Source organism: Streptomyces sp. AC627_RSS907 (assembly GCF_019049165.1).
Genome location: NZ_JAGMUE010000289.1, coordinates 186,784 through 199,598 on the forward strand (window position 1 = coordinate 186,784; position 12,815 = coordinate 199,598).

7 protein-coding genes are annotated in these 12,815 nt (G+C 71.6%); 1 reads left to right on the top strand and 6 read right to left on the bottom strand.

Going from position 1 to position 12,815, the window contains the following annotated elements:
• Positions 1-30 precede the first annotated feature (30 nt).
• The 4 genes from KUM32_RS34870 to KUM32_RS34885 form a co-directional block, all read right to left on the bottom strand.
• Positions 31-5,838, bottom strand: a complete 5,808-nt coding sequence (locus KUM32_RS34870; protein ID WP_217145920.1) for a type I polyketide synthase — start codon at positions 5,836-5,838, stop codon at positions 31-33.
• A gap of 73 nt (positions 5,839-5,911) precedes the next feature.
• On the bottom strand, positions 5,912-7,636 hold the full coding sequence (locus tag KUM32_RS34875; protein WP_217145921.1) for a condensation domain-containing protein: 1,725 nt from the start codon (positions 7,634-7,636) through the stop codon (positions 5,912-5,914).
• Positions 7,633-7,941: an acyl carrier protein gene (locus KUM32_RS34880; protein ID WP_217145922.1), complete on the bottom strand. Its 309-nt coding sequence runs from the start codon at positions 7,939-7,941 to the stop codon at positions 7,633-7,635. Before KUM32_RS34880 ends, KUM32_RS34875 begins: the two co-directional genes overlap by 4 nt.
• Positions 7,942-8,045: 104 nt before the next feature.
• Positions 8,046-8,291: an acyl carrier protein gene (locus KUM32_RS34885; RefSeq protein ID WP_217145923.1), complete on the bottom strand. Its 246-nt coding sequence runs from the start codon at positions 8,289-8,291 to the stop codon at positions 8,046-8,048.
• Positions 8,292-8,529: 238 nt separating this feature from the next.
• Between KUM32_RS34885 and KUM32_RS34890 the strand changes: the two genes are divergently transcribed.
• Positions 8,530-9,336: an RNA methyltransferase gene (locus KUM32_RS34890; protein WP_217145924.1), complete on the top strand. Its 807-nt coding sequence runs from the start codon at positions 8,530-8,532 to the stop codon at positions 9,334-9,336.
• A 57-nt stretch (positions 9,337-9,393) separates the two neighbouring features.
• On the opposite strand, the gene KUM32_RS34895 is transcribed toward KUM32_RS34890, so the two are convergent.
• Together KUM32_RS34895 and KUM32_RS34900 are read right to left on the bottom strand one after the other, a co-directional pair.
• Positions 9,394-11,175, bottom strand: a complete 1,782-nt coding sequence (locus KUM32_RS34895) for an ABC transporter ATP-binding protein (RefSeq protein WP_217145925.1) — start codon at positions 11,173-11,175, stop codon at positions 9,394-9,396.
• Positions 11,172-12,791 carry an ABC transporter ATP-binding protein gene (locus tag KUM32_RS34900; protein ID WP_217145926.1) on the bottom strand — a complete coding sequence of 540 codons (1,620 nt, stop codon included), beginning with the start codon at positions 12,789-12,791 and terminating at the stop codon, positions 11,172-11,174. Before KUM32_RS34900 ends, KUM32_RS34895 begins: the two co-directional genes overlap by 4 nt.
• Positions 12,792-12,815: the final 24 nt, after the last annotated feature.

Sequence of the window (12,815 nt, forward strand, 5' to 3'; positions counted from 1 at the left end):
CGGGCGAGGGAGGTGCGGGCCACGGCGCGCTCACGGCCGGCGCAGCTCTCCGAGCGGTGCGGCGGGAGTGGAGAGGACCTGCTCGAACCGGTCCGCCAGTCGGGACGCCGACGGTGCGAGGTCGCTGCCCTCGGAGATCTCGGCGATCATCTCGACACCGTCGGCGTGTTCTTCGACGGTCACGATCGCGGGCCACGGCATGGTCCGGCGCGCCAGGACCATCGGCGAGGCGGTGGTGCCGAACAGCGAACGGGTGCCCTGCACCTCGTAGTTGAACGCGACGAGGCCGGTCGGCAGGCGGCGGTACCGCTTGTGCTGCAGCACGCGGTACAGACCGGAGGTGTGGTCCGAGCCGTCCAGGATCTGCGTCTGGACGGCCTTCGCCACGTCGATCAGGGTGCCGTCGTCGGGAAGGTCGACGATCACCGGCAGCAGGTCCACGCAGAAGCCCATGAGCGGCTTGTCCGTGTGGCGGGGCTGGCCGGTCTGGTGGGCCATCACGACCAACTGCTCGGCGCCGGTGAGCAGCGACGACGCCACCGCCAGCGTGGCCAGGGCCGCGGTGTGCCTGGTGCATCCGCTGGACCGCGCCACGTCGTGCAGGCCCGCGAGGCTCTCCGGGGGAAGGGCGTGCACGTGCGTGACGGGTTTCCAGGGTCCCGTGCCCCCGTTGAGCCGGGCCGACCCCCAGGCCGCGTCGAACCGGGCCCGCCAGAGGGTGTCGTGCGCCTCGTACCGGGCGTCCTCGTCCGCGCGCTTCCACCGCGTGTACTCGAGGAAGCCGGCCGGTTCGGGCAGGGCGTCGCCCGCCTCGCCGCCCAGGTAGCAGGCGGACAGCTCCGACCACAGGACCTCGAACGACCAGCCGTCGACGACCGCGTGCGGCGCGGTGGCCTGGAGGAACGCCGCGTCGCCGGTCTGGACGAGGTGGAACCGGAACAGTGAGGGCACCGACATGTCCGTCGGCCGCAGGGCGAACCGGTCGAGAAGCGCCTCCACGTCGCCCGGCGACGCGTCGCTCAGGGTGCTGACGGCCAGTCCCGGAACGGCGCGTGCGACGCAGATCTGGGCCACGCCGTCCTCGTCGAAGCCCGTCCTCATCACCTCGTGCCGCTCCGCGACCCGCTCGACGGCCCGCCGCAGCCGTTCCGCGTCCAGTGTCCCCTCGACGCGCACCGCCTCGGACATCTGGTACGACTGGCCGAGCTCACCGCCCAACTCGGCGGCCAGCCACATCAGTTTCTGGCCGTCGGTCAACGGGGCCTCACCGACGACCGCCGGTGGTGACACCTCGGGCGCGGGAGCCGGTACGCGCGGCGCGCGGGTCTTCTCCCACAGGCCCCGCGAGGCCACTTCCGCCGCCGTCTCGGCCACGGCCTCCACGATCCGCGTGCAGTCCGCCTCGGTGTGCGCGGCGCTGAGGAAGCAGGTGCGCCCCTCCCACACGTAGATGCCGCGGTTGAGGAGCCCGAGGAAGAACATGTCCTCGGCCAGCGGGGAGCCGCCGACGTCGATGCGGAAGAGGGACGAGAAGTGCTCGACCCTGAGGGGGTGGCCGTGGGCGGACGCGTGGGCGTCGATCCTCCCGGCCAGGTCGGCGGTCCGCTCGGCCAGCGAGGTCTGCAGCCGGGGCGACTCCTTCTTGAGGTGCAGGATCATCTGCTGCGCCACCGCCATGGTCAGCGGGTGCTTGCTGAAGGTGCCGGCGAACACCATGCTCGGCCGTTGCGGGAAACCGACGTCGCCCTCCCGCCAGCGACCGCCGTCGATGGGCGCCATGAACTCCGCGTCCCCGGCGATGACGCCGATGGGCATGCCCCCGCCGATCACCTTGCCGTAGGTCACCAGGTCCGGCCGCACACCGAAGTACGCGGCGGCGCCGCCCGGGTGGCACCGGAAGCCGGTGATGATCTCGTCGAAGACGAGGGCGGCGCCGTGTGCGCTGGTGAACGCCCGCAGGTGGTGCAGCAGTCCGGCGGGCTGGTACCCCGGGCGTCGGCTCTGGACCGGCTCGACCAGCACCGCGGCCAGTTGATCACCGTAGGACTCCAGGACCGGGATCGCGGAGTCGTCGTACGGCAGGACGATGACGTCCTGGACCATCGAGGCCGGCGTACCCCGGCCGAGGGGCGTCGTCTCGCCCCGCTCACCGCCGGCCCGGGGCGCGACCAGCACGCCGTCGAACGTGCCGTGGTAGGACCCGGAGAACTGCGCCACGAGTCTCCTGCCGGTCTTCGCGCGCGCCGCGCGCACGGCGCCCATCACCGCCTCGGTCCCCGACGAGGTGAAGGCGACCCGGTCGACGCCGGTCAGCGACGCGATGCCGCGGGCGACGTCGCCGGCCGTGGACGACTGAGGGCCGATCAGCAGGTCGGAGGCGTCGAACGCGCGCAGGGCGGCCGTGAGCGGCTCCGACGCGTGTCCCAGCATGAGGACACCGAAGCCCATGCAGAGGTCGAGGAACTCCTGCCCGTCGACGTCGGTGAAACGGGCGCCCTTCCCGCGGGCCCCGACCACCGGGTAGCTCGCCTCACGGCGTCCTTTGCGGGAGGAGATCAGGTTGCGCTGGTCGGCCAGCGCGAACCGGTCCTCCTCGGTGATGCGCTTCGACAGCGTGGTCCGCCGGGCCCACTCGGTCTCCGCCTGGAGGGGTGCGGTGCGGTCCGCGGTGACGGCCTGCCGGGACCGTCGCGCACCGGGCGGCTCCGGCACGGTGGTGGCCGCGGGTCCTCCGGGCGCCCGAGGAGGCACCGGGGCGGCGTCCGGGGCGGGTTCGGGCGTGCGACGCGGGGGCTGCCGGGCCGGCTCCGGTGCCCGCGGCGGCTCCGGGCCCACGGCGGTGGCCGGCGCCGAGGGGCCGAGCGGTGGAACGAGCCCCTTGAGGTGTGCGCTCACCCCGTCGCAGGAGTCCAGGTCGAAGAAGAGCAGCCGCACGTCGATGTCGGTCCGGAACTCCGCCGACAGCGCGTCCGCGAGCTGGATGAGCAGGAACGAGTCGTACCCGAGCTCGATGAAGGAGGCGCTCGGCTCCACCTCCTGCGGTGCGCACCCCACGAGCTTGGCGACGATGTTCCGGACGCCGCTCTCGATCCTCACCGCGTCGGCGGGCGACAGGACCGGCGTGGGAGCCTCGGCCGGGACACGGTCCTCGGCCGGCGGGGCCGGCCGGACGGCGCCGGGAGTCGGCTGTGCTTCCGTCGGCATGGGCGGCTGCTCCTTCCGAGCGCTGCGGTCGAACGCGTAGGTGGGAGCGTGGACGAGCGTCACGGGTGCGCCCGCGCCGCTCCCCCGGCCGGTCTCCCCGGTGGTCACCGCGGTGTCGTCCTGGCCGGCCGACCACGCGGACGCCAGCAGCCGGGCCCGGGAGAACGCGTCGTAGCCCGCCTGCCCGCCGGTGGTCATGGCCGGCGCGTCGGCGCCGAACACCTCCCTGACGAACAGCGTGACACCGGCTTCGGAGTCCAGGACGTGGGCGAGGTCCGTACCGCTCGCGCGGAGCCTGTGCACCGCGTCGCCGAAGCGGACCGTCCGGACCAGATGGCTCGCCCAGAAGCCGGGGTCGCGGGCCGTCTCCTCGTCCAGCCAGTCGCCCGTCGTGGGTGACATCAGCCGGATCTCCGGCGGCCGGAGGCCGACCTGGGACCAGGCCGCCGTGTACTGCGCGACGGCGTCCTCCAGGACCGCGCTGTGGTAGGGGTGCGCGACGGGGACTCGGACACCGGCGATGCCGTCGCCGCGCAGCCGGGCGGCGACCGCGTCGATGGCGGCCCTCTCACCGCTGAGCATGCAGTCCCTGGCGCCGGGCACGATCGCCAGCGACACACCCGCGCCGAGGTACGGGGTGACGGACGCCTCCGGGAGCCGGACCCGGATCATGCCGCCCGCCGGGGCGCCCTTCAGGATCCGCGCCCGCTCCGACAGGACCGCGGCGGCCTCGGTCAGGTCGAACACGCCGGCGACGACGCCCGCGGCGACCTCGCCCAGGCTGAATCCGCACAGGGACCGGGGCCGCAGGCCGTCGGCGAGCAGCGACCTCGCGATCGTCACGGACTGCACGAGCACCGCCAGCTCGGTGAGCAGAGGCTCCGGCGCGGTCTCGGGCGCCCCGGTGAGGAGCCCTCGCACCAGTGGCCGGGCCTCGGCCGGCAGACACCGGAGCGCCTCGGTGAGCAGGTCCGCGAATCCGTCGATCCCGGCCTCGGCCGCGCGCAGGTCTCCCGCCGGCCTCCCTTGGCCCGGGAGGACGAGGGCGCTGTCGTGGTCCCGCTCGGCGAGGCGGCTGCCGGTGCGCCACGTGGTGATCCCGTCGTCGCGCCTGGCGACGACGATCGCCTCCCGGTGGGCGAGGACGCGCCGGCCCGTCCGCATCGTGTGGGCGAGGCTGCGCAGACGGTGCGGATGGTCCGCGGCGTACCGCGCCACGCGGTCGGTGGTGTCCTCGACGCTGCGCTCGGAGGCGGCGGTGACCGGCAGGACGCAGACGTGCTCGCGCGGTTCGTCGGGTGTTTCGGTGACCGGCGCCTGCTCGAGTACGACGTGCGCGTTGGTTCCGCCGATCCCCATCGAGCTCACCCCGGCCCGGCGCGGCCTCTCGTCGTCCTCCCACACGCCGCGTTCCTCCCACACGCCGCGGCCGTCGGGCACGTAGAGCCGGTCGCTCGCCGGTCTGATCCGCGGGTTGAGCTCCACGAAGTTCGCGACCGGGGGGATCCGGCCGTGCGCGACGACGAGTACGGCCTTGATGAGGCCGACGATGCCGGCGGCGGCGCCGAGATGGCCGACGTTCGCCTTGGTCGCGCCGATCGCGCAGCGCACACCGTCCGGGCCCAGGGCACGTTCGACGGCCGCCCATTCGACGACGTCTCCGATGGCGGTGGCGGTGCCGTGCGCCTCCAGGTAGCCGATGTCGCGTTTGTCGACCCCCGCGGCGGCCAGCGCCGCACCGATGACCAGGCTCTGCTGGTTCACGCTCGGCGCCGTGAAGCCGACCTTCCGGTTGCCGTCGTTGTTGAGCGCGCTGCCGCGGATGACGGCGTGCACGGCGTCACCGTCGGCGAGCGCCCGGTCCAGGCGCTTGATCACCACCGCGCCCGCGCCGCTCGCGGTGATGGTGCCGTCGGCGGCACGGTCGAACGGCCGGCAGTGGCCGTCGGCGGACCAGACGCCGCCCTCCTGGTGGTAGTAGCCCACCCGGTGCGGGAGCTCGATGTTCACGCCGCCGGCCACGGCCGTGTCGGACTCACCGCTGAGGACGCTCCGGCTCGCGAGGTGCAGGGCGACGAGGGAGCCGGAGCACGCGCTCTGCACGGTCAGGCACGGCCCGCGCAGGTCGAGCGGGTAGGCGATCCGGGTGGCCAGAAAATCGTTGTCGAGGAGCGCCGTCCAGTTGATCGCCTCGGAGAGCCTGAGCGGCCTCGTGGCGTCGCCGTACCGGTCGTCCCCGGCGCGCCGCACGACCGAGATCGGTGAGGCGCCCCCTCCGGCGGCGAACAAACCGATGTTCCCGGGGTACCGCAGGGGGTCGCAGCCGGCGTCCTCCAGCGCCTCGAGCACGACTTCCATCATGACGCGGTGGTTGAGGTTGATCCCGTCGGCCTCACCGGCGCTGAGTCCGAACGCGGCGCTGTCGAACTCGTCGTACCCGTCCAGCGGCGCGGCCACGGGTACATACCGGTTGCGGACCGCCGGGTCCAGGACGACCCCCTCGCGCCGGCGGTCCCGCTCACCGACCTCCACCATGCCCGTCGCGCCGGCCTCGACGCGGGCCCACAGAGACCGGTAGTCGGCTGCGCCCGGAACCCTGCACGCCATGCCCACGATGGCCAACGGCTCCTGCATCTGCTGCTCCTCACGTGAACCGTCGTCGTGTCCGCGAACCCGCGCCCCGCTCGGGCGGACCGCCGTCACGCGGTCATGCCGGCCCGGCCGGTCGCGGCGCGGAAGCACCGTCAAGGGCGTGCGGCACGCCGTCCGCGTCGGCTCCGACGCCCAGACAGGAGGTGAAGTCGCGCAACCGCGGGTGGTCGAAGAGCAGGCGCAGGGACGCGGTGGACGAGAGGTGCTTGCGCACCGACGCGACGACCCGGCCCGCCAGCAGCGAGTGACCGCCCAGTTCGAAGAAGTCGTCGTGCGGCGAGTCGACGGGTACGCCGATCACCTCGCTCCAGATGGCGGCGACCGCTTCCTCGACGTCGGTGAGTCCGTCCTCCGCGAGACGCGGCGGGGCCTCGGGGGTCGTGGCGCCGGGGGCGGGCGCGTCACCACGCGGGAGCGGGGCGGCACGGTCCAGGATCCCGGTCAGGCCGAGCGAGTCCATCGGCACGTCGGGCCGGTGCAGCAACGCCGCCAGGATCTCCTGGTACGCGGCGCAGTAGCCCCGGGCGAGTTCGTGCGAGTAGGTCCGCAGCGCGTACTCCCAGTCGAGGGCGACACCGGACGCGCTGATGTCGCAGTCCACGACCAGGTCGAAGGGTCCCTCCACGGTGCGCGACACCACCTCCGACAGCCGCCCCTCGCCGAGTTCCAGGCCGCCGGTGGCCCCTGCGGAGAAGAGCATGCGCACGACGCCGGCGCCGGGTTGCGGCCCCGCGTCGTGCAGGTCGGCGACCACTCTGCTGAACGGCAGGTCCTGGTGGTCGATGGCGTCCATGAGGTCCAGGGCCACCTCTTCGAGCGTGGCGGCGAACGTGCGGGACAGGTCGATCCGCGACCGGACGACGATCATGTTCGCGAGCATGCCGACGGTGCGGGCGAACTCGGGTGTGCGGCCGCTCGTGGCCATTCCGAGCGCCTCGTCACCGTCACCGGTGACGGCGGCGATCATGACGTTCATCGCGCACAGCAGGATGGAGAACGGTGTCGAACCGGCGCGGCGCGCGTGGTCCCGGAGCGCCTTCGTGAGCCCGTCGTCGAGCGTGACGGACACCATGCAGGTGTCCAGCGCGTCCGGAGCCCGCGTGACGGTGTGGCCGGCGCCGGGCAGCGCGCTGCCGGTGACGCCGGTGAGCCGTTCCCGCCAGTACGCCGACTCCTCGGTCAGGGTGCCGTCGGCGGGTGCGGCCAGCTGTCGTGTCACGAAGGTGCTGTAGCCGGGTGGGACCGGACCGAGAGCGGGCGGGGTCCCCCGGCGCGCGGACCGGTAGAGTTCGCCGAACTCGTCGAGGACGACGGTCATCGACATGCCGTCGCACACGATGTGATGAGCGACCAGGACCAGCGAGGTGCGGTTTTCGGACACCTGGACGGCGGTGAGCCTGATGGCCGGCTCGGCCGACAGGTCGAACGGCCGGTTCGACGCCGCGTCGAGGGCCGATCCCAGCCGCTCCGACCGCACGGCCGCCGGCAGCCCGCGCAGGTCCAGCACGTGGACCGGGACGGGTTCCGGATCACGGGCGATGACCTGCACGACGCCGGACTCCGACTCGTGGAACGTCGTCCGCAGGGCCTCGTGGCGGCGGATGACCTCGTTGAAGGCGAACTCCGCCGCCTTGACGTCGAAGTCGCCGTCGAAGTGGAAGACCTCCGGCATGCTGTAGGCGGGGCTCGTCGGATTCAGCCGCCAGAAGAGCCAGATGCCCTCCTGGAGCGGGCCGATCGGAAGCGTGTACGTCGTCGGGTCCGTGCTGTCGGTCGTCAACCCACGTCTCCGATCAGGTGGCGCAGTTCGCGGATGGTGCCTGCCCGGAAGAAGTCACGGAGCCGCACGCGGACCCCGAACTCGGCGCGCACGCGCGCGAGGACGTCGAGCGCGTCGAGGGAACCGCCCCCGAGCGCGAAGAAGTTGTCCTCGGGCGTGCACGGGACGTCCAAGGTCCGGCGCACGATCGAGACCAGACGCTGTTCGATGGCGTCGAGAGCGGTGTCGTCGGTCTGCGCTTCGGTCTCGCCCACGCCCATGTACTCCTCCAACGCAGCGGTGTCGGCCTTGCCGTGGTCCGTCACCGGCAGGTGCTCCACCCGTCGGTATTCGGGAACGAGAAAGCGTGCCGGACCGGCGGCACGGCAGAGGACCCGTACGGATCGATCGAGACGCCGCGGACTCCCCGTCAGCGATTACCGTCGACGAGCTCTTCCACGCTGTTCCAGTGAGCGGTGAACTTCGCGACCGTCGGATACTCCATCAGCACGAGGACATCCGTATCAATACCCAGTTGCTGATTGAGCCGACTGGCGAGTTCCATCAGAAGTAGTGAATGTCCGCCGAGATCGAAGAAGTTGGTGTCGACGTCCGCTTCCGGGATTCCAATCACGTCCGCCCAGATTCGGGAGACGTCCTGCTCCTGCACCGGCATGGTTGGCAACCTTCCGCGTGTCTTGGCAGACCGCTGGGTCCGCGCCATCGTACGCAGGCATTTCTGCACAGCACAAGACCCGCTCGGACAAAGGGGGTTGGGCGGGTGCGTGACGGGAGCGCGCCGGCGCCCGGTGGTACGGGGAAGCACGCGACGGTGGTGATACGAGGGGCGTGGATATGCCATTGCGCGGGTATCTTTGAGACACACTTCCACAGGGCCGAACGCGAGCGGTGACATGGAACTGCAACAGATCGGGCTTCAGCATCCGGCGGCGCACCTCGTCCGGGACATCCGGAACAACCGCACCGGCATCCCCCGTCGCTTGTTCGTCGCGGAAGGATTGTTCGAGAACAATCTCGTTCTCGATACCGGCGTCTCGGTGGAGACCTTCCTGTGGTGTCCCGCGGCTGCCTACTCCGACGAGGCGAAGAAGCGGGCGGCGGAACTCGCCGAGCGCGCTCGGCACGCCTATCAGATATCCGAGAAGACCTTGGCGCGACTGGGTGAGCGGCCGAACCCGGACGGGCTCGTCTCGATAGCGCGCTTACCCGACTGGGAGCCGGATTCCTTCGCGTTCGGCGATGACGCCCTGGTACTGGTCACGGACGCGCTGGAGATCCCCGGAAACCTCGGCACACTGCTGCGCACCCTGGACGCGTGCGGCGCGGACTGCCTGGTGATGACGAACCGCCGGACGCGCATGACGCATCCGAAAGTGCTGCGCAGCAGCCAGGGAATGAGCATCAAGGTGCCGTCCCTCGGATTCGACGAGGTCGGCGACGCCATAAAGTGGCTCAAGCGGAATCGATTCCGGGTCTACATCGCGGACACCGACGACAGCACCCATTACCGCACGCTGAACTACGGCGGCCGGACGGCCCTGGTGGTCGGCAGTGAGCGCTTCGGCGTTTCGCAGCCGTGGTACGACGCCGGGTTCCAGCGGGTGGGGATACCGATGCTGGGGTCGGCGGACTCGCTGAACGTGTCGGTGTCCGCGTCGGTCCTGCTGTACGAGGCCCGCGCGCACAAGAACGGCTGGTAGGCCGGGGCGGTCGCCTGCGGTTCCGGAACCGCCCCGGCGCGCACGGGTGGCGGCGGCTCACACCCAGCTGGACCAGAGTCGGGCGTAGGCGCCGTTCTGGCCGATCAGGTCCTCGTGGGAACCGACCTCGACGATGCGTCCGTCCTCCACGACGGCGATGCGGTCCGCGTCGCGGGCCGTGTGCAGCCGGTGGGCGATCGAGATCACGGTGCGTCCCTCCAGTACGGCCGCGAACGACCGCTCCAGCTGCCGGGCGGAACCCGGGTCCATCCGGGAGGTCGCCTCGTCGAGGATCAGCACGCTCGGGTCGGCCACGAGCAGGCGGGCGAGCGCGATCTGCTGGGTCTGCGCATCGGTCAGCTCCTCCCCGCCGACGCCGACCGTGGTCTCCAGCTTCTCCGGGAGCGCGTCCACCCACTGGTGCGCGCCGACGGTCTCCAGGGCTCGCCAGAAGGCGGCGTCATCGCCTTGGGCCCGGGAGTCCTGCGGGGTGTCGGAGGCGGCCAGTTCGAGATTCTGGCGAAGGGTGCCGCCGAAGACGTACTGGTCCTGGCTCACCAGCACGACGTGCTTGCGCAGCTCGTGGTGCGGCAGTTCCTGGAGGGGGATGCCGGCCAGCCGCACCTCGCCCGTGCGCGGGGGGTGCGTCCCGGACAGCAACCGGGCGAGCGTCGACTTGCCGCTTCCGGTCGGCCCGACGACGGCGAGCCGTTCGCCGGGGCGCACCGCGAGATCGACCCCGTGCAGGACGTCGGGCCCGTCGTCGTACGCGAACCGCACGTCGCGAGCGGAGAGGTCCGCCGGGTCGATGTCGCCGTGCCCGGCGGGCCGCTGCCCGGACGGGCCGTCCTCCTGCCCGGACTGATCCGCGACGCCGAGCAGGCGGGCCAGGGACGCGCTGCCCTGCTGGAGCGTCCCCACCCAGTCGAGCAGCGTCTCCAGAGGGAACATCAACTGGAGGATGTACAGGGTCGCCGCGGTCACCTGGCCCAGGTCGACCCAGCCCTGGGTGTAGGCGTACCCGCCCAGCAGGAGGGCGATGGCCAACGGCAGCGTGAAGAGGAACTCCTCGACCGAGTAGAGGACCGTCCGAAGGCGCAGGGTGTACCCCATCGCCTCGTACCAGGCCTGTGTGTCCCGTTCCGCGCGGCGGACGCGGTGGTCCTGCAGGCCGTACGCCTCGACGGTGGCCGCGCCCTGGATGGTGGCGTCCAGTCCCTCGGTGATGACGGAGGAGGCCGCGGCCTCGCGCAGGAAGCCGGAGCGTGCTCTGGCCAGGTACCACCGGTTCACGATCACGAGCGGCGGCAGGATGACCAGAAGGGAGAGCGACAGCAGGGGCGACACCAGCACGAGCGCGCCGAAGCTGAGGACGATCCACACCACGGCCTCGGTGACCTGTGGTACCGCCAGTTGCATGGCGTGCCGCAGGGTGTCCGCGTCCTGTGAGGCACGCGTCACCAGGTCGCCGTCGTCGGACCGCTCCACGACGGCCAGGGGGAGCGCGAGCACGTCGTCGACGAACTTCTCCCGGATCTCGCCCTGCACCGTCGCGGCGAGTCGGCCCGCTGCCCGGAAGGCGACGCGGGTCAGGAACGCCTGCAGCAGGATGAACCCGCCGAGCGCGGCCGCGACGGCGGTCACGTGGCCCGTGGTCGTGCCGTCCCGCACGTCCTCGACGAGTGCGCCGAGCAGTCGGGGGCCGACCAGGCCGCTGCCCACGGCGACGCCGTACAGGGCCAGGACCTGGGCCAGTTCTCTTCTGTGCCGGTGCGCCACCTGCCGGAGGAAGCGGCGAACGAACTTCACATCGGCGACCGGCAGTGTACGAACCTTCATGTCCCCACCTGTGAGGCGTCGTCACGCGCCACCAACGTCCGGTATGCCGAGTGACTTTCCAGTATGTCGTCGTGGGTCCCTGCGGCGACCACACGGCCGTCCTCCACGTAGGCGACCCGGTGCGCTTGTTGGAGCAGGAGCGGACTGAGAGTGAAGACGACGGTGCTCCGCCCCTCCGAGAGGTTCTCGTGGAACCGGGCGAGATTCTCCGCCACGCGGTACTCGGTGTACGCGTCGACGGCGTTGGTCGGCTCCACGAGTACCGTGAACTCGGCGCCGGCCAGCAGTGCCCGGGCGAGTCGCAGGCGTTGCAGCTGACCGCCCGAGAAGGTTCTGCCGCGGCCCGTCATCCGGGTGTCGAGACCGTCGGGAAGAGGGTCGATGATGTCCGTGGCACACGCGATCCGAAGGGCGGCGGTGATGTCCGCCGTGTCGAGCGTGCCGGCCGGTGCGATCTCCTCGCGGATGGTGCCCGCGAAGAACCGGTCGCTGTTCAGACCCAGCAGGATCCGTGACCGCACCACCGAGATCGGCATCGACGCCAACGGCTCGCCGCCCAGTGCGGGATCGCCGGAGTCCTCGAAGCGAGCCAGGCGACGGGCCAGGGCGTCGGCGTCACAGGGGTCGGCGCAGGCGACCGCCATGAACGTCGCCGGTGGCACGTCCAGCCCCGAGACGCGGTCGACCAGGGGAACCTTGCCCCGGTTCTGCGGCGTGGGGGTGGACGTCCCGGGCGTGTCCGCCTTGCGCGGCGGCTCGACGTTCAGCAGCTTGGTCACCCGGCGGGCGGCCACCAGCGCCCGCGTCACCTGACTCGTCCCCTCCATGAAGTCGGTGAGCGGCATGGCGAGGAAGGTCGCGAAGCCGTAGAACGCGATGACCTGGCCGATGGTCAGGCGCTGGTCGAGCGCGAAGAGAGCCGCCGTGTACGTGACGATCACGGTGACCAGACCCGGTACGAGGACCCGTGCCGCCTCGAAGTCGGCTTCGGCGCGCGCCACACCGACGTCCGCGACACGCAACCGTGCCGAGTCGGAGCGAAAGCGCGCCGCGAACTGCCGCTCGCCGCCCACTCCCCGCAGGACCCGCAGCCCCGAGGCGATGTCGATGGCGCGTCCCGCCAGTTGCCCCTGGAGGGTGCGGTAGGTGTCCTGGTGCCGGTGCAGGGGGCGCAGCAGCAGGCTGCTGAGTCCGCTGAGGACGGGGACGGTCACGAGTACCAGGAGTCCCAGAGGGACCGAGACCGTGAGCATGGCCACCGTGACGGCCGTGACGGCCGCGACGGCACCCAGGATCCGGCCGGCGTAGAGCAGGCCGATTCCGATCGTCGTGCTGTCCGAGGTGCTGGTGGCGATCAGGTCGTCGGCGTCCTGCCGTCGGGTAAGCGAAGCACCGAGCCGCGTGATGTGCCGCGTCACCATGCGCATGGTCAAGGAGGCGGAGACGGTACGCGTGATGATCGAGTGCCGGTAGAACGCGATACCGGTCGTCGCCCTGATCACGCCGAGCAGCAGGACGGCCGTCGACCACCAGACCACTTCGCCGCTGTCGTCGCGGGCGATGCCCCTGTCGATCGCGCGGCCGATCGCGAACGGGATGAGGGCCTGGCTGGTCATCCATACGGCGGCCGTGAGCGCGCC